A 24043-nucleotide genomic window follows, 5' to 3' on the forward strand; every position below is an offset into this window, starting at 1 on the left:
ACGCGAGTGGCGATGCTCACGTGGGCGCCCCTCTGGACATATGGGTGAATCGGTCGCATGATCAAATGAGTATGGTCGGCACCGGATGAGCGGCTACGAAGCATCCGGGTCGCAGCCCCCACGGGGCAACAGCCCAAAAGACACCCTCAACAAGGAGCGATCGTGGCGCGCGACATCGCGGCTCCCCTCACTGTTCCCACTCGTCACCAGGAGCTCGCCTCCTGGGTGAACGAGATCGCAGCCATCACCGAGCCGGACCGCGTGGTCTGGTGCGACGGTTCCGAAGCCGAGTACGAGCGCCTGTGCGGGGAGCTCGTGGCCAAGGGCACGTTCACCAAGCTCGACGAGATCAAGCGCCCGAACTCGTACTACGCCGCCTCCGACCCGAGCGATGTCGCCCGCGTCGAGGACCGCACCTTCATCTGCTCCGAGAAGGAGGAGGACGCGGGCCCGACGAACCACTGGAAGGCCCCCGCCGAGATGCGGGAGATCTTCACCGGTGAGAAGGGTGTCTTCCGCGGCTCCATGCGCGGTCGCACGATGTACGTCGTTCCGTTCTGCATGGGCCCCGTCGGCTCCCCGCTCTCCGCGATCGGCGTCGAGATCACCGACTCCGCGTACGTCGCCGTCTCGATGCGCACCATGACGCGCATGGGCCAGGCCGTCCTCGACGAGCTCGGCACCGACGGCTTCTTCGTCAAGGCGGTCCACACGCTGGGTGCGCCCCTGGAGGAGGGCCAGGAGGACGTTCCGTGGCCGTGCAACTCCACCAAGTACATCTCGCACTTCCCCGAGGACCGCGAGATCTGGTCCTACGGCTCCGGCTACGGCGGCAACGCCCTGCTCGGCAAGAAGTGCTACGCGCTCCGCATCGCCTCGGTCATGGCCCGTGACGAGGGCTGGCTCGCCGAGCACATGCTGATCCTCAAGCTGACGCCGCCGCAGGGTGAGGCGAAGTACGTCGCCGCCGCGTTCCCGAGCGCCTGCGGCAAGACCAACCTCGCCATGCTGGAGCCCACGATCTCCGGCTGGACCGTCGAGACCATCGGCGACGACATCGCCTGGATGCGGTTCGGCGAGGACGGCCGTCTCTACGCGATCAACCCCGAGGCCGGATTCTTCGGTGTCGCGCCCGGCACCGGCGAGCACACCAACGCCAACGCCATGAAGACGATGTGGGGCAACTCCGTCTTCACGAACGTCGCGCTCACCGACGACGGCGACGTGTGGTGGGAGGGCATGACCGAGGAGCTCCCCGCGCACCTCACGGACTGGAAGGGCAACGACTGGACCCCCGAGTCCGGTACGCCCGCCGCCCACCCCAACGCCCGCTTCACCGTCCCGGCCGGCCAGTGCCCGATCATCGCGCCCGAGTGGGAGGACCCGAAGGGTGTGCCGATCTCGGCCATCCTCTTCGGTGGCCGCCGCGCCTCGGCCGTACCGCTGGTCACCGAGTCCTTCGACTGGCAGCACGGTGTCTTCCTCGGTGCCAACGTGGCCTCCGAGAAGACCGCCGCCGCCGAGGGCAAGGTCGGCGAGCTGCGCCGCGACCCGTTCGCCATGCTGCCGTTCTGCGGCTACAACATGGGCGACTACATGAACCACTGGGTCAAGGTCGGCGCCGCCAAGGACCAGGCGAAGCTCCCGAAGATCTACTACGTGAACTGGTTCCGCAAGAACGACGCGGGCAAGTTCGTGTGGCCGGGCTTCGGCGAGAACAGCCGTGTTCTCAAGTGGATCGTCGAGCGCCTGGACGGCAAGGCGGAGGGCGTCGAGACGCCGATCGGCATCCTGCCCGCCAAGGGCGCCCTGGACACCGAGGGCCTGGACCTCTCCGAGTCCGACCTGGAGTTCCTGCTCACGGTCGACAAGGAGGTCTGGCGCGAGGAAGCGGCGCTGGTTCCCGAGCACCTCAACACCTTCGGCGACCACACGCCGAAGGAACTGTGGGACGAGTACCGCGCGCTGGTCCAGCGCCTGGGCTGACGCCCCGGGGCGGCGCCTTCGAGGCGTCGCCCACCCGGGCGCACTCCTGAAGCGCGCCCCTGCGATCCCCGCGACCGGGCCTTTCGACATCCGCCCTGACCTGTGGGGTCAACAGCCCGCCGCGGAACGGCCCCCGGAATCCCCTGACGGTTCCGGGGGCCGCCCTTTCTCGCCCTTTTTATTGAATACGTCTCGTTTATTGAATACGTCTCGGCACCACCGGTCGACGGCGTCGGCGACGGTGCGCGTCCGGCGGTAGGCGGACGGCTTCCCGTCGGGCGGGCCGGGCTCCCGGCCCGCCCGACGGGGCTCAATCGGACCGGCCCCGGTCCTCCAGGTACCGCGTGTGCGTCTGCTGCCGACCCCGCTGATGAAGTCCCGGAACGGCGCGTCACTGCTGGTCTGCTGCGCACCCTGTACCTGGATCAGCTTCTTCAGCAGCGGCGCGGTGCGATCGATCGCGGCGTCGTCGGCGGCCACCCGGCCGCCGTCGGCGACGTACGAGGCGGCGGCGAGGTAGAGCGCGCCGGAGTTGGATGCGACGGGATCGGTGCTCGCGATGAACACCGTTCCGGTCAACTCGGAACGCTTATCGGAGCTTGAGCCGCTGCCAGGTCCGGTCCGCCTTCGCGGCCTTCAGGTACGGGGCCATGTGCAGCTTCCCGCTGGACTTGCCGCTCAGCGTCGCCAGCCCGTTGTCCGCCAGCACCTGCGCGGCGCCGCGGTGCGCGACGACGACGAGCGGCGAGTAGAAGGGCCTGAGTGGGCCGCCCTTGACGGGGGACTTGCGCTGCAGCTCATCGGCCGGAGCCTTCGAGCCAGGGAAGGCGAAGTCGTACCCCTTCAGTGGAAGTTGGTCCATGGCCCAGGACCCGGACGTCTCCGCCTTCACGGTGAACCCCTTGGCAGCGAGGGCCTTCACCACATCGGGATCGGCGAAGAACTCCGCCTTCTCCGATCCGATCAGTCCACGCACGGTCTTCGTTGCCGTGCTCGTGTCCTTGCTGTCGCGGCCTGCTACGACGGCTACTGCCACTCCGCCGATCAGCAGCACCGCCAGGACGATTCCCACGATGCGTCTCACGGATGCAGACTGCTCGCGGAAACCCACATTCCGGGCGGAGATGAGTGGACGGCAGGTGACGTGTGTATCCCAGTACGCTACGGGCGCGCCCGACTCTCTCCGGCGACCCGAGGGACCACCGCGGGAACCACGAGAAAAAGCGCCCCGCGTCCGACGACCTGCCGGTGGCCGGTTACGGGGCAAGGGAGTTGGAGGCGACGGGGTCGATGCTTGCGAACCACCCGCCGCGGGACATGGACTGCACCGCAGGGCGCACGCACGTGTGCCGTGCCCGGACGGCCCCGGGCACGGCACACTTCAGAGGGATCCCAACGAGGTCAGGACCGCTTCTGGCTCTTCGAGAGCCCCTTGTCGGCTGTCCTGTCGAGGCCGAGGTCGTCCAGCAACTGCTCCATCGCGCTCATGCTGCTCTGCTGCTGGTTCGCGTTCAGCGGGTTGTCGCTCACGAACGGCCCGCTGCGGACATTGGTACCAACCGATTGCCAAGGTCGCGGGTTGGCGGCGCTACCGCAGTTCAGGGTGAGGGGTAGCCCGGCGGAGGTGCACTGGAGCTCGTAGATGACCCCGCCCGTGGTGATCACCTTGAAGTTCGTCACCTGGCCCAGGGATGCAATGCTGGTGGCACAGACAGTGGCGGGGTCGGGGTAGCCGGGGTTCTGCGTCGGTGTGGTGAGGTCCTCGTAGAGGTAGGTCCCCGCCGTGGCGCTGCCCCGGTGGCCCCCATACGTAACCCCGTTGACCAGGAAGACGCTGAATTCCTCACCGGGGGCGGGGAAAACGGTGTCGATGGCGCTGCCGCACCCGCTGGCTCCGGTGTCGCCCTCGTCGCCCTTGGGTCCCGTGGCTCCGGTGGCTCCGGTGGCTCCGGTGGCTCCGGTGCGTCCCGTGGCTCCGGTGGCTCCGGTGGCTCCGGTGCGTCCCGTGGCTCCGGTGGCTCCGGTGGCTCCGGTCGGTCCCGTGGCTCCGGTGGCGCCGTTCTGGCCGTTCTCGCCGTTCTGACCCGTGGCTCCGGTGGCTCCGGTGGCTCCGGTGCGTCCCGTGGCTCCGGTGGCTCCGGTGGCTCCGGTGCGTCCCGTGGCTCCGGTGCGTCCCGTGGCTCCGGTGTGTCCCGTGGCTCCGGTGCGTCCCGTGGCTCCGGTGTGTCCCGTGGCTCCCGTGGCTCCCGTGGCTCCGGTGGCGCCCGTGGCGCCGTTCTCGCCGTTCTCACCCGTGGGTCCGGTCGGTCCCGTGGCGCCGCGCGGCCCCGTCGGCCCGGTGGGTCCGCGCTTGCCCTTCTCCTTCTCCTTGCACTTGTCCCTGTCGTGCTTGTTCTTGTGGCGGTCGCAGCACTCGTCCCTGTCGTGCTTGTTCTTCTGCTTCTCGCACTTGTCACCGCCCATAAGCACAGGACGGTTCATCTCGCCCGGAGAGAAGGCGCTCTGGGCGGCCGCCATCGCAGGGCTGGAGAAGCCCAGCACGACAAGGCTCAGCGTTGCCATCGCACCGCCGGCCAGCCACTTGCGACCTCGGGGCACCGGGCCCAGACGGGAGGGGGTCCTGTTCTCAGGACTCATGAATTTGCTCCTTGTGGAACCGAATGGAGTGGTCTCGAGAGGCATGCGGAGCCTCTGACGCAAGATTCGGGTGCGTGTGCAAGAAAGCGGGCGAGACACACCAGACGTTCAGGCGATCGGCAGAGGGAGGGAGGGGGCTGAAAGGGGATGAGTATCGAAGAGTTGGGCCACGCGGCCCAGTGGTGGTTTCAATCCCGAGTGTGTGTCGGTGCAGCCGTCACACAGGTGGGTGGATACGCTCTGCATGCTTCATCAGCTCCCACTCGCCAAATCGAGGCTCGAATGTCCGTCAGAGATTTTCAAGGAAAGATGAATTTCTTCACCAGGGCCAGGAAGCGTGTGGTCAAGGTGGCGACGGTCGCACTCGCCGTGACCACGACGTGTTCAGGACTGGCATGGGCGGCGGTCTCCCTGACGGGAAACAGCGTCGATGCGAAGCCGCCAGTCACGTGCTCATACAAACCCACCGATGGTGCGAAGCCTGCGGGAATTCCCACCTTCGACGCCTCGGCCGCAGCCCGGCCGTACACGGCAGAACTCGTGACCAACCGGGGAACCGTCACCCTTGAGGCCCTGACCGACAAGGCGCCCTGCGCCACCAACTCCTTCTCCTTTCTTGCGCGGAAGGGGTACTACGACGGCAGCAAGTGCCACCGTGTCACGACCCGAGGGATTTTTGTATTGGACTGCGGTGACCCCAAAGGGGAAGGCGCAGCCGATCCGGGCTATTTCTTCGATGACGAGAATCTGGACGGAGCCGAATATTCGGCCGGCACCGTGGCGATGTCCAAAGCGGTTCCCGGCAGGAACGGCAGTCAGTTCTTCATCAGTTATGCCGATCCCGATGTTCCCATGTCGTCCGAGTGGACTCCCTTTGCGAAAGTCGTGAGCGGATTGGACGTACTGAAGGCGATCGCCAGGAACGGGACGCAGGACGGATCCTCCGACGGAAAGCCGAAGAAGGCCGTCGTCATCAAGTCGGTAACGGTGCGGCAGGCATCGGCCAATGCCCCTCGCGAGAAGCGCGGGTGACTCCACCACGCCCCAGGTGTGCCGCTGTTCGGAGTATTCCGCGCGCGCACATGGTGGCTCAGAGCCAAGCCGTGAAGGCTGCTGGCATCTTGAGGTTCTCAGGGTCAGCTTTCCGGAAGGAATAAGTCATGCAAGCCCCACCCACCGACAGTGCCACGCTCCCGGCGCAACAAAAATCAACTGTGGATGAAGGGCCGGCAGTCGAACCGTCTCGCGGGAGTCGCCCCGGCATCCCGTGGTGGATCTGGGCCCTGGCGGGAACGCTGTTCTTCACATACGCGACGTTGTCCTTGCGTATCCATCAGCGCATGCTCTCCCACAGCTTCGACCTGGGAATCTTCGAGCAGGTCGTCCGGTCCTACGCGAATGGGCACCTGCCCGTCTCCGAAGTCAAGGGGCCGGACTTTCCCGTCCTGGGGGACCACTTCTCTCCCATTCTGGCCCTGGTGGCACCCGTCTACCGGCTGTGGCCTTCGGCGATGGCCCTGCTCGTGGTGCAGGCGGCGCTGATCGCCGCGAGCGTTCTGCCCCTGACTCTCTGGGCGCGCCGAACGCTGGGCTCCCCCGCTGCCGCGGTCATCGGGGTCTGCTACGGCCTCTCCTGGGGTCTCGCGAGCGGGGTCGGCTCCGACTTCCATGAGTGGGCCTTCGCCGTTCCTCTTCTCGCGTGCTCGCTCACCGCTCTCGCGACGGGCCGGATGCGTGCCGCGGTCTGCTGGGCTCTGCCTCTGCTGCTGGTGAAGGAGGACCTCGGGCTCACCGTGGTCGTGATCGGCCTCGTCATCGCCCGGCGCGGCGACCGCAGGCTCGGGATCATCACCGCCGCAGTCGGTCTGGCCGGGGCACTGCTGGCGACGATGGTCATTCTGCCGGCCTTCAGTCCGAACGGGTCCTATGACTACTGGCACTGGCTGAATGGCTCGGAAGGCAGTGAGAGTGGGCTGACGGGTCTGCTGTACAAGAGCACGATCGGTCTCATCACCCCCGAGGCCAAGATCTCGACGCTCCTGCTCGTGCTGGCCCCGACCCTGTTCCTGGCCCTGCGGTCCCCGTTGATGTGGATCGCAGTACCGACCCTGTTGTGGCGGGCTGCCTCAGAGCTCAGCACCCACTGGGGCACCGCCTACCACTATTCGCTCGTGCTGATGCCGATCGTCTTCGCGGCCTTCATCGACGCCTTGATCCGACGGAACCCGAGCAAGAGCAGCCTGCGACGATACCTCGCCGGGTCCGCTGCGATCACACTCCTGGTCCTTCCGCAGTATCCGTTCTGGCAGCTCGTCCAGCCGGCCACCTGGCGGGACGATCCCCGCATCGCTGTCGCCCACCGTCTGATGGACCGGATCCCCGACGGCGCCACGGTCCAGGCATCCAACCTGCTCGTGCCCCAGCTCACGAACCGTACGAGCGCCAGCCTCTACGGCTGGGCCGACAGCCGCCCCGATCCTCAGTGGATCATGGTCGACACCTGGGTGCCGTTCAATCAGCGGTGGCCGCTGAACGTCCTTCAGGAAGAGCAGGCCCTGGGGATTGCCCGCGCACAGGGGTATCTCACCGTGAGCAAGGAACAGGGCTTCGTCCTGCTCAAGCGCCCGAACTGACGTCGTGACGTCGGTCTTCTACCTCACCGAGTTGGAGGTGACCCATGAAATCAACGGTCTGCCTGAACATGATCGTCAAGAACGAGGCCCCGGTCATCAGACGCTGCCTCGAATCCGTGCGCCCTTTGATCGACACCTGGGTCATCCTGGACACGGGCTCGACCGACGGCACCCAGGACGTCATCCGTGAGGTCTTCAGTGATCTGCCCGGCGCCCTGCACGAAAGTCCCTGGAAGGGATACGACGGGAGCCGCAGCGAGGCGATCGACCTGGCGCGCGCCGAAGCGGACTATCTGCTGTTCATCGACGCCGATGACGAGATGGAGGTGGAGCCCGGCTTTCGCATGCCGGAGCTGACCCACGACGCCTACCGAGTCGCACTGCACGACGGACCCATCACCCACTGGCGCCCCGCTCTGGTCTCGACCCGGCTGCCCTGGCGCTACGTCGGCGTCCTGCACGAGTACATCGACTGCGGAACGCCGTACACCCTCGGGTCGTTCACAGGCGCCAACATCCTCTCGGTGGGGGGCGGCGCGCGCCTGAGGGGAGAAGGGGTGCGGAAGAAGTACCTGCGCGACGCCAAGGTCCTTCAGCAAGGCCTGATCAAGGAACCCGACAACTCCCGCTACGTCTTCTACCTGGCCCAGAGCTGGCGCGATGCCGGAGAGCCGAAGAAGTCACTCGCCGCCTACGACCGCCGGGCAGGCATGGGCGGATTCGCCGAGGAAGTCTTCTGTGCCCACCTCTACGCGGCACGGCTCGCGGAAGAGCTCGGCCGGCGGCCGGCCGAGGTGATCGACCGCTACCTCCGCGCGCACGAAAGCCGTCCCTCGCGCGCCGAAGCCCTCGGTGAACTCGCACGCTACTGCCGCCTGAACGGCCCGCGCTGGCCACTTGCGTACATGTTCGCGCGGCAAGCAGCGCAGATCCCGTACCCGAAGGACACTCTGTTCGTCGAGTTCGAATGGTACGACTGGCGCGTACTCGACGAACTCGCCGTGGCCGCTTACTGGACCGGAAACTACGAGGAGTCGGAGCAGTGCGGCCAACGCCTTCTCGAGGGCGGCAAGGTGCCGCCCGATGACCACGACCGCGTGACCGGCAACCTCGAATTCGCTCGGCAGAAGCTGGGCTCGAGGGAACTCGTGAACGCCTGACCGGGGGTCGGCGGGGCCGCGGTGGCCCGGCCGGAGAGCCTTCGCGGCGCAGGCCGGTGCCCGCTCGGAACGGCCGGACGCGGCACACGAATGGCACCCGGTCCGCGCGCCTCCCCGGCCCGCGGACCGGGGCCGTCAGGGGGCGCCGATCAGCTCGGCGTCACGCAGGGCGGCGGTGTGTGCGTCCATGCGCTCGGCGGCGAGAATCGCGGCGGCGGTGTCCGCGCGGGACGCGGCGACGACGAGCGCGCGGCCGGCAAGGGCGAGCGCCCGGTGGTGCAATGCGGCGGGGTCGGCCCGGGTCAGCGCGGCATGCCGCGCCGGCGGCGCCCCGCGCAGCCGGGCCACCTGCTCGGCAATGCGATCGCCCGCCCGGCCGAGCCCCAGCTCGTCGGTGACGGCGAGCAGGGCGGCCAGATGCCCGGCGAGCTGGATGTCCAGCTCCTCCTCGCGGGTGCGGTGGGGGTACTGCGCCGCGTCGGCCATCGAGTGGACCGACTTGGTGCGGATCGGCTCGTACATGGGGATGGCCTCCTGCTCGCGATCAGGAGGCCATCCTACATTGGATTCAGTCTAAAGTTGAGCGGTGTCGGGATCCGGCTGCCTCACGGCTGCCCGTACCCGTCCAGGAACGCGCCGATCCTGGTCACCGCGTCCGTCAGATCCTCGGTCGACGGCAGCGTCACGATCCGGAAGTGATCGGGCTCCGGCCAGTTGAACCCCGTACCCTGCACGACCATGATCTTCTCGGCCCGCAGCAGGTCGAGGACCATCTGCCGGTCGTCCTTGATCTTGTAGACCGCGGGGTCGAGCCGCGGGAAGAGGTACAGCGCCCCCTTCGGCTTCACGCAGGTGACGCCCGGGATCTGCGTCAGCAGGTCGTACGCGACGTTCCGCTGCTCCAGGATCCGTCCGCCCGGCAGTACCAGGTCGTCGATCGACTGCCGCCCGCCGAGCGCCGCGGCCACCGCGTGCTGCGACGGCATATTGGCGCACAGCCGCATGTTGGCGAGGATCGTCAGCCCTTCGATGTACGAGGCGGCGTGCCCCTTCGGGCCGCAGACGGCCAGCCACCCGGACCGGTAACCCGCCGCCCGGTAGTTCTTGGAGAGCCCGTTGAACGTGAGCACCAGCAGATCGGGCGCGATGGCCGCCGTCGGGGTGTGTGTCGCTCCGTCATACAGGATCCGGTCGTAGATCTCGTCGGAGCAGACCACCAGGTTGTGGCGGCGGGCGATCTCCGTCAGCCCGCGCAGCATCGCGTCGTCGTAGACCGCACCGGTCGGATTGTTCGGGTTGATGATCACGATCGCCTTGGTGCGGTCCGTGATCTTCCGCTCGATGTCGGCGAGGTCCGGCATCCAGTCGGCCTGCTCGTCGCACCGGTAGTGCACGGCCGTGCCGCCGGCCAGCGACACGGAGGCGGTCCACAGCGGATAGTCCGGTGCGGGTACGAGCACCTCGTCGCCGTCGTCGAGCAGCGCCTGCATCGACATCTGGATCAGCTCGGAGACGCCGTTGCCCAGGTAGATGTCCTCGACGTCGAGGGGGATCCCCTTGGTCTGGTAGTGCTGCATCACCCCGCGGCGCGCGGACAGCAGCCCCTTCGCATCGCCGTAACCGTGCGCCCCGGAGAGGTTGCGCAGTATGTCTTCGAGAATCTCGGGCGGGCACTCGAACCCGAACGCCGCGGGGTTGCCCGTGTTCAGCTTGAGGATGCGGTGACCAGCTGTTTCCAGCCGCATCGCCTCCTCGAGCACGGGGCCCCGGATCTCGTAACAGACATTGGCGAGCTTCGTCGACTGGATGACCTGCATGCCAGCGAGGATACGGTGGTGTTTCACAGGGTGCGCGGGGTTTGCCCACAGGTTGACCCGCCCGGGGAACCCGGTTCGCCCGCCCGGTCTTCCATCGCCATGCACCCGCCGTCCTCGGCCGTGGGAACCCTGGCCGGGGACGGTGACGCGGCTTGGAATGGATGTGTGACGGGCCGGGGCGGGTGAGATGCGCCACGCGAATGGGGCGCCGCCGTCACTCGGGCAGGCGCGTGCCGTCCGGGAGACGGATGCCGAAGTCGTCCGCCAGGACCCGCAGGAGTTCGTCGCCGTCCGCCAGCTCCCGTTCCTTCCGCGTGCCGTCGGGCGCCGTCTCCGTGAGCTTCCGGCCGGACAGTGCCAGGTGGCCGTCCGCAGTGGTGCGCTGGACGTACACCAGGTGCTGGAACGGGGAGCGCGGATTGGTCGCGATGTGCCAGTTGACGACCTCGTAGTCCGGCGCCTCGAACGGCTCCAGCGTGAACGTGTACTGGTCCTCCCACTACCCGCCCGCGGCCAGCGTCTGCAGCTTCCACAGCGGCAGCGGGCCGCCGTGCGGTGCGTGGACGAGCCGGTGACGGCGCGGTGCGTCGTGCAGCTCCGCGTCCGCCACCAGCGCGATCGGCTCCAGCAGCGAGCTGCCCGCGCCGAAGCCGACATCGGCGAGATGCGGGGTCGGCTCGCCCGGAACCTCGGCCAGCATCAGCATGTGGGTGCGCGGCCGTACGTCCCCGGGCGCGGCCCCCAGCACCACGCGCGCGCAGAGCAGCGTCACCGTGAATCCGAGCTCGGCCAGTACGGCGGCGAAGAGGGTGTTGTGCTCGTAGCAGTACCCGCCGCGCTCACTGCGTACGAGCTTCGCCTGCAGGTCCGCGAGCGCGAGTGAGGGCGCGCTCCCGAGCACGGGGTCCAGATTCTCGAACGGGATGCCCAGCGCATGGGCGCGGTGCACGGCACGCAGAGCACTTCCACGGTGGGGAGGCGCTCCCCGGTCCAGCCGATACGGGCGAAGTACGCGTCGAGGTCGAGAGTGCGGTCGTGATCGGTCGTCATGGTCCGACCGTACGCAACCGGGGCGGCGGAAGCCTCCGACCAGGGGCTGATCCGTCTGGTACGCGGGTCCTGGTACGCGGGTCCTGGTTCCGGCCCGACGCGCTCCCGGGCCTCGGATGTACCTCAACTCGGGCGAGACGAGCGGTGATACGAGCAACGATCGCCGCACGATTCGCTGGTGTGCCCGGTGAACAGCGGCCGGTGTACGGCGCGTTGAACGTCTGGCGCAAGGAGGTCGGGGCGGCGCCACGGTTCGGCTCGGCGCACTTCCGGCTGACCGCCGAGGCGCTTGCGCGCGCCACGTTCTGCTACCCGGACAGTGCCGCCGAACCCACGGACTTCGGCGTCGCGGACCGTATGCGGCTCATCTGAGACCGACAGTCAGGACGCGCTCAATGAACCGGCGCGCGGCTGACCGGCCACCCCGTCAGCAGACCGTGCCCGGCCGGGCCGCGGTGGCCCTCAACAGGTCGCGCACCAGGTCGAAGTCGATGTTCTCCGGCTTGCGGAAGCGCAGGCAGCCCTTGCCCGTGTCCTGTCCGGCCAGCCGCTCCTCGAATGCCGCGCGGACATCGGTGCGCAGCAGGTAGAAGGAGACGTAGTTCTTCTGGCTCGCGAAGGCGATCTCGGTGACCCCGTCCCGTTCGTAGGCGGGCATCCCGTAGGCCATGATCTCGCCGAAGCCCTTGAGTTCCTGGCGGCACATCAACCGCAGTCTGCCCAGGGCGTCCCGGCGCTCCGCCGGCACCTCGGCCAGGTATCCGTCGACGTCCTCCGCCTTGCTCTGCACCATGCGCACAGCGTAACGGCCGTCCCGAGGCCGGAAGGCGGTCTTGCCCCGGAGCCACGCACCCCTAACAATGCGCATGACAAAACCGAACGAACTTCGGTCACAGAGGTCATAGAGGGGACCCCCACATGAAGAAGCCTCTCCTCGGCGCGCTTTTCGCCGTTCTGCTCCTCGGAGCGGGAACGGCACCCGCTGTCGCGGCCACAAGCCACGACGCGGCGGCGCCGCAGAAGACGACACAAGCCGAGCAGATCACGGCCAAGGCGGTCGACTTCGCCGGTACGGTCGCGCTCAGCAACTGCTCCGGCTCCGTGGTCCGCACGGCCGCCTCGCTCCCGAGCGACCCGGCGCTCGTGCTCTCCAACGGGCACTGCCTGGAGACCGGCTTCCCCAGTCCGGGTGAGGTCGTCCTCGGCCGGAAGTCCACCCGCAGCTTCACCCTGCTGAACTCCGCGGGCAGCGGAGTCGGCACCCTGCGCGCCAGCAAGATTGCGTACGGGACGATGACTGACACCGACATATCGCTGTACCAACTCACCCGTACCTACGCCCAGATCGAGAGCACCTACGGCATCAAGGCGCTGGAGCTCAACGCCGCGCACCCGGTCCAGGGCACCGCGATCACGGTCGTCTCCGGCTACTGGAAGCGCACGTACAGCTGCAATGTCGACGGTTTCGTCTACCGGATGAAGGAGGGCTCGTGGACATGGAAGGACTCGGTCCGCTACACCTCCGCCTGCCAGACCATCGGCGGCACGTCCGGCTCCCCGGTGATCGACAACGCGACCGGCAAGGTCGTCGCCGTCAACAACACCGGTAACGAGGACGGGCAGCAGTGCACGGTCAACAATCCGTGCGAGGTCGACGAGAGCGGCAATGTGACGGTCCGGCAGGGCATCAACTACGCCCAGGAGACGTACGGCATCGTGCCGTGCATCGGCGCCGGCAGTCAGATCGACCTCAACCGGACCGGGTGCACCCTGCCCAAGCCGTAGTCGGAAAACGTCCGCGCGCGTCGCCCGGCCTGCCCCGGGCGACGCGCGCGGGGCGTGGTCCCGCAGGGTACGAGCGGCGGGGCGTCAGGTCCTGCGCCACCGGCCGTTGGTGCAGGAGAAGAGACCGAACGCGGCGAGACCGGCCGCTATGCGCGGCCAGCAGCCACGGGCCGAACGGGGTCTCGGCGAACGCGCTGTAGGCGTAGGCGACCCCGGTGCCCAGCGCCACGAGGATGTTCATTGAGGGTGCAGCCGACGGTCGCCTCGGTCGCCGCGGCGGGGGTCGACGCGGTGATGGTGATTGCGGTCTCCTGTTCGGGCGAGGGTACGTGGGCTGCGGCTGATTGTTCGGGGTGGGGTCCGGCCTCGGGTCGGTGATTTCGCCAGGTTCGCGGCCGGGTCAGTGGCCGGTGGCCAAGTCGGCGTACGCGCTCGGGGGCCAGGCGGCGAGGATCTTGGGCCGCAGGGTGGCGCCGAGGCGGTGGTAGAAGCGCTGAGCGTCGACGTTGTCGGCCTCCATGCCCCAGCGGATGAGCAGTCGCCCGGGTGCGGCCAGTGCGGCGAGAGCGGCCATGAGCTGCCGGCCGGCGCCGGCGTCGCGGTGCCCGGGGCGGACGTAGAGGTCGTCGAGGTTGAGCACGTCGCCGCCGGTCCACAGGTGCAGCTGGCGGACGGAGGAGACGTAGCCGACCGCCCGGCCGCCGCGCTCGGCCAGCAGGACGATCACCTCGGGGCGGCCGAGCAGGGCGCGCCACTGCCCATCGGTGACGTGTACCTGCGCCGCCTGGTCCTCGTGGGCGGCGATCTCGCGGACCATCGCGGCCACGTCGGCGGCGTCATCCGGCGTGGCCTGGCGGATTGTGACATCGGTCATCGTGGGGCGTCCTCTCGGGGGGTGGTGGACGGGGCGGATGCGGCGGCGGGAGCGGGGTGGACGGCTCCCGCCGCCGCGGTCGGGGTTCACGCGACACCGAGGTGTCACCGACGTCGCCGGGCTGGGGTCGGGGCCTCAGCAGTGGGCGTACTCGTGCGGGCGCAGCAGCATGGCCACGGCCATCGCCGGGAGCATGAGCAGGTGGCCCCACAGCATCAGGGCGCCGGTGTCGATGAGCTCGAGCGCCAGCGGCACGAACAGCACCAGGAAGGGCACGTACATGGCCGAGCCCATCTCGGCGATGGGCCGCCAGCGGTGGCCGCGGAACTTCATCCACGCGGACATGGCCACCGTCATGTTCGTCGCCATGATCAGCGCGCTGGTGTAAGGGCTGTGCATCAGTCCGGCGGCGCCGAGGGCGTCGAGGACGAACATCCACACCGGGTGCAGGACCACCATACCGACGGCCATGGCCACGACCATCTCGGCGAAGTGCAGGGCGAATTTCTTGGCGCTCAGGCGGTGGCCGTTGTGCGCCACGGCGTCGGTGGGCGCGGGGGCTGTGCTTGGAGTGGCGGGTTGGCTGTGCACGGCATGTCTCCAGGGATGGGCGCGGGTCACGGGACGAGGGCGTAGCCGGCCTCGGCGACTGCGGCGGCGATGTTGGCGCGGTCGACCGGCTGGGAGGCGGTGACGGTGACGTTGCCGGTGGCCAGGTCGACGGTGACGGACTCGACGCCGGCGACACTCGAGATCTCCTCGGTGACGGAGCGGACGCAATGCGCGCAGGTCATACCGGTCACCTCGAAAGTGGTCGAGCCGATGAAGGTGCGGGGGGTGCCGGAGAGCAAGGGGAACTCCTCGAGGTGTTGGTGGTGGTGCGGTCACGCGGTGGCCGCCCCGGGTGAGGCGGCCACCGCGGTCCGCGGCTGGTCGAAGGCAAGGTGTGGGCTCAGCCCTCGGGTGCCGTGCACGGCGTCCTGGATGGGGCCGATCTTCGCCTTCGTGTCGGCGCGGTCGCCGGCGATGTCGAAGGTGCCCAGCGCCGCGCGGCCCACGCCTTCATCAGCCAGGCGACAGGGCCTCCGAATCCTGCATCCGCCAGGCGACCACGACCAGCCAGATCATCCACGCCACGTCCAGGACGAAGGCCAGCACGATTGCGATCGTCTCCGTTCGCGAGAAACCCACGGAGCCGACCACCCAGCCCTGCACCAGGTAGGCGAGGCCGGAAAGCCCCATCAGGTGGGCTATCGGCCGCGGGACCCAAGCCGTCCGCACGAGCGCGGCCGCGAACAGGAGCAAAGCGAGTCCGAGGGCGAAGTTTTGGTAGCTCCTCACCCCCCACTCAAGCCAGCGGATTGCCTCGGCGCTCGCGAAGCGCGCCGCCTTCTCGGTACCCGGGGCGTCGGCCCACGTGTTCACGGCCTGCTTGAGGGCGACGCCATCCACCGCCTGGAGGACGCCGTACAGCGCCAGCGTCGCCACCGCCGAAGCGGCACCGAATCGACCCGCCCATCTCGCCGTTCCAGCCTGAACGTCCAGGGCGAAGAACAGGGCGAGCAGCCCCGCGAGGAAGATCGCCATGCCTGCGAACTGGCCGAGGTGTACGACTGTCCAGATCCCGCTGCCGGCGTACTCGGCGAACACAGCGGGGTGGTTATTTGCGTCCCCATCGGCGTGGAACTGGGTGACCGCGATGTACAGGAGTTGTCCCACGAGCAGCAGCGTGGCGGACAGACGCAGCGACTTGCGACGCGCCAGGGGTTCGGTGCGCGCGGAGGTGGCGCTGAGGGCGGGAAATGAGCTGGACACGGCAGACCTCCAGGTGGCGTGTGGAATGGACGGTGTCACGGGACGAGGACGTAGCCCGCCTCGTCGACGGCGGCGATGTCGGCGCGGTCCACGGGGCGAGAGGCGGTGACAGAGACATGGTCGAACCGAGGAAAATGCTGGACAGCAGGGGGAACTCCTCGAGGTGCTGGTGCGGTCAGGAGTAAGAGTCCGTGCGGGGGCCGGTGCGCCTCACCGGGGAAATCGCCAGGTTTTCCGCCGGGATCGGCCCGGTCGGTGACGGTGCGCCCCGTGCCCGTGGCCGGTGACGGCGGCGCTGGGCTTGCTGCTGGTGACGGCGATCGCGGTGAGCCCGGCGACGCAAAGCGCGGCGTCGATCTCGTGGCCGGTCATCATCAGCCCCGAGGCCAGTCCGGAGCTCTCGGCGGGCACGTCGCCCATGGCGGCAACGGCGATGGGCGACGAACGTCGGCCCGACGCCGGCGCCGACAAGCAGCGGGCAGCACGTCGGCGGGGTCTGGGTGCCGCCGGCACCTGGCGGCCAGCAGTAGCTCGCCTGCGCCCATGACGACCAGGCCGCCGAGGATCAGGGCGCGGGCGCCGCGGCGACCGAGCTGTGCGTGGCCAGCGCATGGGGCGACCGGTGCCCGTGGGTGGGGGCCGCCGGTTCGGCGGCGGGTGGGCCGACAGGGCTTCTCCGCGGAAGTGGGGGTGGTGGTCGGCTGCCACGCTCGCGGTCGGCATGCTCACTCACGCAGGGTCATTTCACCAGCGCGTTCGATACCGTTGGACTCGTGCTGGCCGGACGGAATCCCGAACGCGCGGCGATCGCCGCCCTGCTTGACGCAGCCCGCACCGGCAGCGGCGGCGCGTTGGTGGTGCGCGGCGTCGCCGGGGTCGGCAAGTCGACGCTGCTGGCTGACGCGCTGGCAACCGCGTTGGACCTGCGGGTGCTGCGCACCTCCGGCGTGGAGTCCGAATCGCCGCTGGCCTTCGCCGCGCTGCAACGGCTGCTGTGGCCGCTGCGCACCCGAATCGACGCCGTGCCGCCGCCGCAGGCCGCGGCGCTGCGCGCGGTGATGGGTGAGGCCGAGGGCGAGGGCGACCGCTTCCTGGCGTTTCTCGGCACGCTGAGCCTGCTTGCCGACGCTGCCGAACAGGCGCCGTTGCTGGTCGTCGTCGACGACGCGCAGTGGCTCGACGACGCGTCGGCAGCTGCGTTGCTGTTCGCCGCCCGTCGGCTGCAGGCCGAGCGCGTGGCGCTGCTGTTTGCCGCCCGCGACGGCGACGCCCGCCGCTTCGACGCCGGGGACCTGCCCACCGTCGTGCTCGGCGGCGTGACCGGCGCCGACGCCGGCGCGCTGCTGTCCGCCCGCGCGGGGACCGACATCGACCCGGCGGTGCGCGACCAGCTGGTCGCGGGCACCGGCGGCAACCCGCTCGCGCTGGTCGAGCTGGCCGGGGTGCTCACCGCCGACCAGCTGGCCGGCCGGGCGCCGCTGCCCACCCCGCTGCCTCTGACCGGCGGCGTGGAGCGCGCTTTCCTCGACCGCTACCGCCACCTCGACGAGCCCGCGCAGCGGTTCCTGCTGGTCGCCGCGACCGACGACACCGCCCGCCTGACCGTGGTCCGCGCCGCCGCCGAGCGCCTCGAATCCGCTGATTCCGCCCTGGATGCCGTGGAGCGGTCCGGGTTGCTGCGCGTGGACGGCGATGCCGTCGCCCTCTACCACCCGCTGGTGCGCTCGGCGGTCTACCGGGCAGCCACCAGCGCGCAGCGCCGCGCCGCGCACCGAGTGCTCGCTGACGTGCTGACCGGCGACTCCGAGCGGCGGACCTGGCATCTGGCCGCCGCCGCCGACCGGCCCGACGAGGACATCGTCGCCGCCCTTGACGGGGTTGCCGAGCGCGCCGCGGACCGCGGTGGCCACGAGGCCGCGGCCGCCGCGTGGGCCCGCGCCGCCGAGCTCACCGTCGGCGGTGAGGCCCGCGGCCGGCGGCTGTACCTTGCCGCGTCCTCGGCCTGGCTGGGCTCGCACCCGTCGCGCGCCTCGGCACTCGCCCAGGCCGCTGCGGCGGAGGTGATCGATCCACTGCCACGAGCGCAACTGCTCGCGCTGCAGGGGCAGATCGAGTGGAACACCCATTCGCTGAACGACGGCTATGACCTCATCTTGCAGGCCGCCGAGGTCGCCGCCGACGTGGACGCGGCGCTGGCGGCTCAGCTGGCGATGCTCGCCGCGGCGCTGGCGGCGTTCGGCGCCCGATCCCCGCGCGTGCTGAACCCGACCGTGCTGGTGCCCGAGCCCGCGCCGGACGCGCCGCCCCGGGTGCGGGCGGTGTGGGCTCTGCTGCACGGGTTCGGTGCCGTCGCCCGCAGCGACTGGGCGGCCGCCACAGAGTTCTTCCGGTGCGCGTTCGTCGTCACCGACGCGGACCCGGTCGACGACCATGTGCTGCAGCCCAACCTGGGCATCGCCGCGATACTGATCGACGATGACGAGCGCGGACTGCGGCTGCACGAGCAGCAGCTGACCGCCGCCCGCCGCGCCGGCGCGCTGAACATGGTCGAGCACGCCCTCACCCGCGGCGTCCACTTCCAGATCGCGGCCGGCGCCTGGTCGAAGGCCGCCGGTGCCGCCGCCGAGGCGCTGCCGCTGACCGCCGGCACAGGCCACCCGGGGCTGACCGCGCTGCCCACCGCGCAACTCGCCCTGGTCGCGGCGCTGCGTGGAGACGACGCCGACCGTCATCTGGATAGGGTCACCGAGATCCGACACAAGCACCCGGTCGGCATTACCGACGGCCTCGTCGCCGACCTGACGCATTGGGCCCGCGGGCTGCGCGCGGCCGCGCAGCCGGCGACCGCGCTGCACCACCTCCAGCAGATCGAAGGGCCGGCATGGCGCCGCCTGGCCGCCCTCGACCTGTTCGACGCCGCCCTCCGCGGCGACCGCCCCGACCTCGCCCGCACCTGGCTGGCTGAGCTGGAGCAGTTCGCCGCGGGGACCGGTCTGCCGGCCGCGACCGCGGTCGTCGAGCACGGCCGCGCCCTGCTCGCCGGCGGCGGCGACGCCGAGACCCACTTCCAGCGGGCACTCGCCGCGCACGTCGGCTCGCCGCGGCTGCCCGACCGGGCCCGCACCCACCTGGCCTTCGGCGAGCACCTGCGCCGCGCCCGCCGCCGGGTCGACGCCCGCGAGCACCTGCGCACCGCGCTGGCGCTGTTCGAGGACCTCGGCGCCACCCCGTGGGCTGAGCGGGCCGCGCAGGAGCTGCGCGCCTCCGGGGAGACCGCCCGCCGCCGCGACGTCACCACCGCCACCGAGCTGACCCCGCAGGAACGCCAGGTCGCCGCCCTGGTCCGGCAGGGCCTGTCGAACCGGGAGGTGGCCGCGCAGCTGTTCGTCAGTTCACGCACCGTCGACTTTCACTTGAGGAACTGCTACTCCAAGTTGGGCGTCAGCTCCCGCGCCGAGCTCACCGCTCTCCCGCTCGACCTATGACCGGCATGTCCCTGCACCTGAAGACCGCCTCAGTCGCTGTCGCTCACCGATCCTCGCTGTCGGCAGGTCACTCAGGGCGAGGGTGACGGAGCCGTCGGCTGCCGCGGTGAGTTCCGGATCGGCCAGAGTTGCGGGGGGAAGGGGCAGGACGAGCAGGAACCCGGCTGGCAGTGAGGGTTCGCTCCACATCCCCTCCGCTTCGTCACCGATCGTGCCCCAGACGGGTTCCACGCCGCCGTCGAGGGGTTCGGCGGTCGTGCCGGGCAGCGGGAGCGTACCTGCACCGCGCTCCTGCGCTGGTGCCTTCCGGCTCGTCAGGGCTTGCGGCCGATGAAGGCGACGGCGCCCTCGCGCGGTGTCTCCCCGGCCTCGACCTTCCCGCCCGGAGGAACCCAACCCCGCCAACGGTGCTTCACCAACACCACCCGGGCAAGATCCTTGTCGAACACCCAGACCTCGGCTGCAAGAGGCTCCATCGGTCCCCGCCGGGCAGCAGTCAGCCACCGGCAGGCCCCGTCGAACTCGGCTATCGCCTGTTCAGCGTCGTTCACCGCCGCTTCGACGGCCCGCTCATGAAGGTCCCACCCAGCGGCAATATGCCGAATCTCGAACCGAACCCTCGATAACGTCGGGAGTAGGCAAGACACATATCGCCGTCGCCCTCGCGGTCGCCGCCTGCAGGGCCGGGTTCTCCGTCTACTTCACCACCCTCGACGACATGGTCCGCAAGCTGAAGAGCGCCGACGCCATCGGCCGACTCGCCGGAGCCCTTCGTGCCTACCTCCGGCCGAACATCCTGCTGCTCGAAGCACTCCCGGCCGGGATGCGCGCGGTGGCGTACGTGGCGGTCGTCGACGCGGGGGAGGAGCAGCGGCTCTCCTCCGCCGCCGAGGTCACCGTGCGCTGGGCGCACGCGGGGGAGGAACTGACGGACCTGGTCCGCGCGGCGGAGCTGCCGGGCGAGGCGAGGTCGGGGGCCGCATGGCTCGCGGGGGAGTCGGGGACCGTACGGACGCTGCGCCGCCACCTGGTCGAGGAGCGCGGGATGCCCAGGTCGGCGGTGGAGTTCAGTGGTTACTGGCGGCGCAGGCTGACCCAGGACGACGCCCCGACCGAGGAGGACCTGGCCTGGGCGAAGGAGCGTGCGGCGGAGGACCGGGCCCCGTCCTGAGGGCTGTCCCGTACCCACTGGCAGGCGTGCGACGACAGCTACGGCACCTCGCCCGCAGCTCCCGCTTCGAAACACTGAGGCCCGCCGACGGCGACGGGCCTCACAAAGGGGCCGCCCTTGACCGACGGAGTCGACGGCCAACCCCTTGCGCGCGGAAGCCGCTTACTTCGTCACAGCGTTCAACGCGTTCACGATCCCCCGCCCGTAGAACCCGTTGTGGTTCTTCGAACCCTTGCACACGGCGTCGATCTTGCCGTCGGAGTCGATGTCGTACGGATCCGTGCACGGCGTGGCGTCGGCCTCGGAGTACAACAGGGCCTTCACCTGGCCGGCGGTGGCGTGCGGGTGCGTCGACTTGATGAGGGCGGCCACCCCCGCGACGTGCGGGGACGCCATCGACGTGCCCGCCCTGTAGGCCCACGTGCCGCCGGGCATCGTGCCGAGGATCCCACTTTCGGTGGCCGGCGGGGCCGGGGGCTGGTAGAGGATGGAGTCGCCTCCGGGCGCGGCGACGTCCACGACGTTCAGACCGTAGTTGGAGAACGACGACTTGATGCCCTTCGCGCCCGTCGCGGCCACGGTCACCACACCGGGCAGCTGGGGCGGCAGGACCAAGCACTTGTGCGGGTCGATCACGCGGTCGCCCGGCGTGCCGTCGTTCGGGGAGGCGGGGTCGGTGATGGAGTCCGCGTCCAGGTCGCGGCGCTCGTTGCCCGCGGCCGAGACGTTGACCGTGCCCTTGCGCTCCGCGTACCGCGAGGCCCGGGTGGTGGCGTCGACGAGTGCCCTCTGGTCCGGGTCGTCGAGGCAGTTGAAGTTCCAGGGGTCGGTGTAATAGCTGTTGTTGGTGACGTCCACGTGGTGTTCGGCCGCCCAGACGAAGCCGCAGACCACGGCCTCGGTGTAGATGTAGTCCGCCGGGGTGGACACCTTGATGCCGGCGACCCGCACGCCGGGCGCGACGCCGGTCATGCCGATGCCGTTCTTGGCTGCCGCGATCACACCCGCGACATGCGTACCGTGGGCGGCGCCCTCCGACGCGCTCGGCCGCCAGGCCCCGTCCGCGGTGTCCGGCTTGCCCGAGACGCAGCTGACGGACGCCTCGCGGTTGAAGTTCGGGGCGAGGTCGGGATGGGTGTCGTCCACGCCGGTGTCGATGACGGCGACCGTGACGTCGCGGCTGCCGAGCGTCTTCTTGTGCGCCTTGTCCGCCTTGATGGCGGGCAAGTCCCACTGCGACGGCTCCAGGGGGTCCTGGCCTTCGGCCGCCTGAGCGCTCGCGACCTCCTTGGCGCTGAGCACCCGCGTCGCGCCGACCTCGGTCGTCGACTGCGCGGCAAGGGGCGCGTTGCGGGTGGCGCCGGCCGACTGCACGCCCGGAACCTTACGGGCGGTCCGGGCGAAGTCGCGGTTCGAGGAGTGGACGACGATCACCCCGATCTGGTCGTACGAGATCACGATGGTGCCGCCCGCGTCGGCGATGGCCTTCTTCACCGCCGTGGACGGGCCTTGTCCGGTAGCGACGTTGACGATGTAGCTGAGGGAGGTCGCGTCGGCCGTCGTGGCCGTCGTGGCCGTCGTGGCCGTCGTGGCCGTCGGGACCGCCTCGGCCGCCGACGCCGTGACGTTGGGCAGGCAGGCGAGGGCGGTCGCCATGACCATCCCCAGCGGAAGGGCGACGAGGCGACGGGAGCACGTGCGCGGCGCTGTCATAGAGGTCTCCAGTTGGTTCGCGGTATGGGTGGTATGACGCGTGCGGAGACTCAACAAGTTGATCGGCGGGCTTACTTGGCTGTTCGCAGGGCGTTGACGATGCCGAAGCCATGGAACCCGTTCACGTGCTTGCCACCCGTGCAGGTCGCGTCCACGACCCCGTCGCCGTTGCGGTCGTAGGGGCCCTTCGGGCCGGATCAGCGAGTGCGGCCCGCTCCCCGCACGGCCTGGATCAGCGGGCGCGGCCCGCTCCCCGCACGGCCCGACCCGCCAGCACCTGCGTCCGGCGGCCGTCCTCGATGACGAAGCGGCCGTCGATCAGCACGTGCGGGATGCCGACGGGCAACGTACGCGGCTGTTCGAACGTCGAGCCGGCCGCCACCGTCTCCGGGTCGAAGAGGACCAGGTCGGCGCGGTAGCCCTCGCGGACGTACCCCCGGTCGGGCAGCCGCAGCCGGGCCGCCGGGCGGGAGGTGAGGTGGGCGACGCACTCCTCCAGTGACAGGATGCCCAACTCCCTTACGTACCGGCCGAGATACTGCGGGAACGTGCCGTACGCGCGCGGGTGCGGCTTGTCGCCCTGGAGGATGCCGTCGCTGCCACCGGTGTGGACACGGTGGCGCATGATCTGCCGGACGTTCTCCTCGTGGCCCACGTGCTGGAGGATCGTCGAGCCGAGCCGGTCGTCGAGGAGCAGCCGCCGGGCGGTCGCCCAGGGGGCCTCGCCCCGCAGCCGCGCGGACTCGGCCACCGTACGGCCGACATGGTCGGCGAGGGCGGGCATGCTCACACCGGAGATCTCGATGGTGTCCCACTCGATCGGCACGCCGTGGCAGCCGTCCGAGCCGATGACCTCCAGGTGGTGGCGGACGGTTTCCGCCGTCGCGTCGTCCGCGAGCCGTTCCAGGACGGCCTCCGGGCCGCCCTCGCTCGCCCAACTGGGCAGCATGGCCACGAGTGTGGTGCAGCCGGGGGTGTACGGATACGTGTCGAGGGAGATGTCCGCGCCCGCGGCGAGAGCGTCGTCGAGGAGGGCCAGCAGGTCCGGCGCCCTGCCCTTGTTCACGCCGAAGTTCATGGTGGCGTGCGCGAGATGGAGGGCGCAGCCCGCGTGACCAGTGAGCCGGACCATCTCCTCGTATGCGCCGAGCGCGCCCGCCCCGTACGAACGGTGGTGCGGGCAGTAGTAGCCGTCGTGCCGGGCCACCACCCGGCACAGCTCGGTGAGTTCGGCGTCGTCGGCATACATGCCGGGGGTGTACGTCAGCCCGGACGACATGCCGACCGCGCCGTCCGCCATCCCCTGCGCGACGAGCTCCTTCATCCGGGTCAGCTCGGCGTCGGTGGCGGGGCGGTCGTCCCAGCCGACGGCGTACATCCGCACGGTGCCCTGCGGGATGAGGTACGCGGCGTTGACCGCGATGCCCTCGCCGCCGAAGTTGCGGTCGAGACGGTCCAGGTACTCGGCGACCGTGCGCCAGTCGAAGTCGATGTCACCGCCGTCGCCGTTCCAGCCGGTGATCGCCTTCCGCACTTCGGCGAGGGTGCGGGTGTCGACCGGGGCGTACGACAGCCCGTCCTGGCCGAGCACTTCGAGGGTGACGCCCTGGGCGGCCTTCGCGCTGTGATCAGGATCGCGGAGAAGCGCGAGGTCGCTGTGGGCGTGCATGTCGACGAAGCCGGGGGAGAGGGCGAGGCCGTCGGCGTCGAGGGTACGGCGGGCGGTCGGGCGGGGGCCGTGCCCCTCGCCCTCCTTGCGGATCTCGGCGATCCGGCCGCCGGTGATGCCGATGTCGGCGCGGTAGGAGGGGGTGCCGGTGCCGTCGATGACGGCGGCGTCGCGGATGACGAGATCCATGGTGTGCGGCCTTTCCGCGCCGGTGTTCTTTCCCCTCCCTTCCCCGCCCCTTCCCGTGA

General features: G+C 69.9%; 18 protein-coding genes and 5 pseudogenes. 8 read left to right on the top strand and 15 right to left on the bottom strand.

Annotated features, from left to right (window positions below):
- Window positions 1-162 precede the first annotated feature (162 nt).
- Entirely contained in the window at window positions 163-1986 is a 1824-nt protein-coding gene (locus tag ACGFSA_RS05745; protein ID WP_393300135.1) for a phosphoenolpyruvate carboxykinase (GTP), read from the top strand.
- Between the two features lie 354 nt (window positions 1987-2340).
- On the opposite strand, the pseudogene ACGFSA_RS05750 reads toward ACGFSA_RS05745, so the two are convergent.
- A pseudogene (locus tag ACGFSA_RS05750) lies at window positions 2341-3097 on the bottom strand (hypothetical protein); the annotation flags it as partial.
- A 290-nt stretch (window positions 3098-3387) separates the two neighbouring features.
- Window positions 3388-4623, bottom strand: coding sequence for a hypothetical protein (locus ACGFSA_RS05755; protein WP_393300138.1), 1236 nt, complete (start codon window positions 4621-4623; stop codon window positions 3388-3390).
- Between the two features lie 309 nt (window positions 4624-4932).
- Between ACGFSA_RS05755 and ACGFSA_RS05760 the strand changes: the two genes are divergently transcribed.
- The 3 genes from ACGFSA_RS05760 to ACGFSA_RS05770 all read left to right on the top strand — a co-directional run bounded on the left by ACGFSA_RS05760 (window position 4933) and on the right by ACGFSA_RS05770 (window position 8416).
- A complete protein-coding gene (locus tag ACGFSA_RS05760; RefSeq protein ID WP_393300141.1) occupies window positions 4933-5655 on the top strand; it encodes a peptidylprolyl isomerase in 723 nt (240 codons plus the stop codon).
- Window positions 5656-5963: 308 nt separating this feature from the next.
- Window positions 5964-7256 (top strand): DUF2079 domain-containing protein, encoded by a 1293-nt coding sequence (locus ACGFSA_RS05765; protein ID WP_393300144.1) that lies wholly within the window; start codon window positions 5964-5966, stop codon window positions 7254-7256.
- A 44-nt stretch (window positions 7257-7300) separates the two neighbouring features.
- Window positions 7301-8416, top strand: coding sequence for a glycosyltransferase (locus ACGFSA_RS05770; protein ID WP_393300147.1), 1116 nt, complete (start codon window positions 7301-7303; stop codon window positions 8414-8416).
- Between the two features lie 135 nt (window positions 8417-8551).
- Here ACGFSA_RS05770 and ACGFSA_RS05775 read toward each other — a convergent pair whose 3' ends face one another.
- From ACGFSA_RS05775 to ACGFSA_RS05785, 3 genes and pseudogenes are all read right to left on the bottom strand, one after another.
- Window positions 8552-8938: a hypothetical protein gene (locus ACGFSA_RS05775; RefSeq protein ID WP_393300150.1), complete on the bottom strand. Its 387-nt coding sequence runs from the start codon at window positions 8936-8938 to the stop codon at window positions 8552-8554.
- A gap of 83 nt (window positions 8939-9021) precedes the next feature.
- Entirely contained in the window at window positions 9022-10233 is a 1212-nt protein-coding gene (locus ACGFSA_RS05780; protein ID WP_393300153.1) for a pyridoxal phosphate-dependent aminotransferase, read from the bottom strand.
- Between the two features lie 214 nt (window positions 10234-10447).
- A pseudogene (locus ACGFSA_RS05785) lies at window positions 10448-11283 on the bottom strand (arylamine N-acetyltransferase).
- Between the two features lie 189 nt (window positions 11284-11472).
- On the opposite strand from ACGFSA_RS05785, the pseudogene ACGFSA_RS05790 reads away from it, so the two are divergent.
- Window positions 11473-11652: pseudogene (locus ACGFSA_RS05790) on the top strand (DUF3626 domain-containing protein); the annotation flags it as partial.
- A gap of 58 nt (window positions 11653-11710) precedes the next feature.
- On the opposite strand, the gene ACGFSA_RS05795 reads toward ACGFSA_RS05790, so the two are convergent.
- Complete coding sequence (locus ACGFSA_RS05795; protein WP_393300156.1) at window positions 11711-12076, bottom strand: iron chaperone; 366 nt, start codon at window positions 12074-12076, stop codon at window positions 11711-11713.
- Window positions 12077-12201: 125 nt separating this feature from the next.
- Here ACGFSA_RS05795 and ACGFSA_RS05800 point away from each other — a divergent pair, with 125 nt between their 5' ends.
- Window positions 12202-13068 carry a serine protease gene (locus ACGFSA_RS05800; RefSeq protein WP_393300158.1) on the top strand — a complete coding sequence of 289 codons (867 nt, stop codon included), beginning with the start codon at window positions 12202-12204 and terminating at the stop codon, window positions 13066-13068.
- Window positions 13069-13468: 400 nt separating this feature from the next.
- Here the strand turns inward: ACGFSA_RS05800 and ACGFSA_RS05805 are convergent, their stop codons facing one another.
- The 6 genes from ACGFSA_RS05805 to ACGFSA_RS05830 all read right to left on the bottom strand — a co-directional run bounded on the left by ACGFSA_RS05805 (window position 13469) and on the right by ACGFSA_RS05830 (window position 16177).
- Complete coding sequence (locus tag ACGFSA_RS05805; protein ID WP_393300161.1) at window positions 13469-13942, bottom strand: GNAT family N-acetyltransferase; 474 nt, start codon at window positions 13940-13942, stop codon at window positions 13469-13471.
- Window positions 13943-14077: 135 nt separating this feature from the next.
- On the bottom strand, window positions 14078-14533 hold the full coding sequence (locus ACGFSA_RS05810; RefSeq protein WP_393300164.1) for a hypothetical protein: 456 nt from the start codon (window positions 14531-14533) through the stop codon (window positions 14078-14080).
- 26 nt (window positions 14534-14559) lie between these two features.
- On the bottom strand, window positions 14560-14793 hold the full coding sequence (locus ACGFSA_RS05815) for a heavy-metal-associated domain-containing protein (protein ID WP_393300167.1): 234 nt from the start codon (window positions 14791-14793) through the stop codon (window positions 14560-14562).
- Between the two features lie 33 nt (window positions 14794-14826).
- Window positions 14827-15000 (bottom strand): hypothetical protein, encoded by a 174-nt coding sequence (locus tag ACGFSA_RS05820; protein WP_393300170.1) that lies wholly within the window; start codon window positions 14998-15000, stop codon window positions 14827-14829.
- A gap of 7 nt (window positions 15001-15007) precedes the next feature.
- Window positions 15008-15757: a DUF4386 family protein gene (locus ACGFSA_RS05825; RefSeq protein ID WP_393300173.1), complete on the bottom strand. Its 750-nt coding sequence runs from the start codon at window positions 15755-15757 to the stop codon at window positions 15008-15010.
- 210 nt (window positions 15758-15967) lie between these two features.
- Window positions 15968-16177 carry a hypothetical protein gene (locus tag ACGFSA_RS05830; protein ID WP_393300176.1) on the bottom strand — a complete coding sequence of 70 codons (210 nt, stop codon included), beginning with the start codon at window positions 16175-16177 and terminating at the stop codon, window positions 15968-15970.
- Between the two features lie 353 nt (window positions 16178-16530).
- Here ACGFSA_RS05830 and ACGFSA_RS05835 point away from each other — a divergent pair, with 353 nt between their 5' ends.
- Window positions 16531-19242 carry an AAA family ATPase gene (locus ACGFSA_RS05835; protein ID WP_393300178.1) on the top strand — a complete coding sequence of 904 codons (2712 nt, stop codon included), beginning with the start codon at window positions 16531-16533 and terminating at the stop codon, window positions 19240-19242.
- A gap of 314 nt (window positions 19243-19556) precedes the next feature.
- On the opposite strand, the gene ACGFSA_RS05840 is transcribed toward ACGFSA_RS05835, so the two are convergent.
- Window positions 19557-19718 carry an NUDIX domain-containing protein gene (locus tag ACGFSA_RS05840; protein WP_393300181.1) on the bottom strand — a complete coding sequence of 54 codons (162 nt, stop codon included), beginning with the start codon at window positions 19716-19718 and terminating at the stop codon, window positions 19557-19559.
- A 155-nt stretch (window positions 19719-19873) separates the two neighbouring features.
- On the opposite strand from ACGFSA_RS05840, the pseudogene ACGFSA_RS05845 reads away from it, so the two are divergent.
- Window positions 19874-20413 (top strand): annotated as a pseudogene (locus ACGFSA_RS05845) (SIP domain-containing protein); the annotation flags it as partial.
- A gap of 162 nt (window positions 20414-20575) precedes the next feature.
- On the opposite strand, the gene ACGFSA_RS05850 reads toward ACGFSA_RS05845, so the two are convergent.
- Both ACGFSA_RS05850 and ACGFSA_RS05855 read right to left on the bottom strand, forming a co-directional pair.
- On the bottom strand, window positions 20576-22126 hold the full coding sequence (locus ACGFSA_RS05850) for a S8 family serine peptidase (RefSeq protein ID WP_393300184.1): 1551 nt from the start codon (window positions 22124-22126) through the stop codon (window positions 20576-20578).
- Window positions 22127-22358: 232 nt separating this feature from the next.
- Window positions 22359-24014, bottom strand: a pseudogene (locus ACGFSA_RS05855) (amidohydrolase family protein); the annotation flags it as partial.
- Between the last annotated feature and the right edge of the window lie 29 nt (window positions 24015-24043).

It is taken from the genome of Streptomyces sp. NPDC048496 (genome assembly GCF_043200055.1).
In the GTDB taxonomy this organism is placed as follows: Bacteria; Actinomycetota; Actinomycetes; order Streptomycetales; family Streptomycetaceae; genus Streptomyces.

Coding starts and splice junctions, on each gene's coding strand:
- ACGFSA_RS05755 (WP_393300138.1), bottom strand. CDS start 4,623: ATGAGTCCTGAGAACAGGACCCCCTCCCGTCTGGGCCCGGTGCCCCGA.
- ACGFSA_RS05760 (WP_393300141.1), top strand. CDS start 4,933: ATGAATTTCTTCACCAGGGCCAGGAAGCGTGTGGTCAAGGTGGCGACG.
- ACGFSA_RS05765 (WP_393300144.1), top strand. CDS start 5,964: ATGCTCTCCCACAGCTTCGACCTGGGAATCTTCGAGCAGGTCGTCCGG.
- ACGFSA_RS05770 (WP_393300147.1), top strand. CDS start 7,301: ATGAAATCAACGGTCTGCCTGAACATGATCGTCAAGAACGAGGCCCCG.
- ACGFSA_RS05775 (WP_393300150.1), bottom strand. CDS start 8,938: ATGTACGAGCCGATCCGCACCAAGTCGGTCCACTCGATGGCCGACGCG.
- ACGFSA_RS05780 (WP_393300153.1), bottom strand. CDS start 10,233: ATGCAGGTCATCCAGTCGACGAAGCTCGCCAATGTCTGTTACGAGATC.
- ACGFSA_RS05795 (WP_393300156.1), bottom strand. CDS start 12,076: ATGGTGCAGAGCAAGGCGGAGGACGTCGACGGATACCTGGCCGAGGTG.
- ACGFSA_RS05800 (WP_393300158.1), top strand. CDS start 12,202: ATGAAGAAGCCTCTCCTCGGCGCGCTTTTCGCCGTTCTGCTCCTCGGA.
- ACGFSA_RS05805 (WP_393300161.1), bottom strand. CDS start 13,942: ATGACCGATGTCACAATCCGCCAGGCCACGCCGGATGACGCCGCCGAC.
- ACGFSA_RS05830 (WP_393300176.1), bottom strand. CDS start 16,177: ATGGGCGACGTGCCCGCCGAGAGCTCCGGACTGGCCTCGGGGCTGATG.
- ACGFSA_RS05840 (WP_393300181.1), bottom strand. CDS start 19,718: ATGGAGCCTCTTGCAGCCGAGGTCTGGGTGTTCGACAAGGATCTTGCC.
- ACGFSA_RS05850 (WP_393300184.1), bottom strand. CDS start 22,126: ATGACAGCGCCGCGCACGTGCTCCCGTCGCCTCGTCGCCCTTCCGCTG.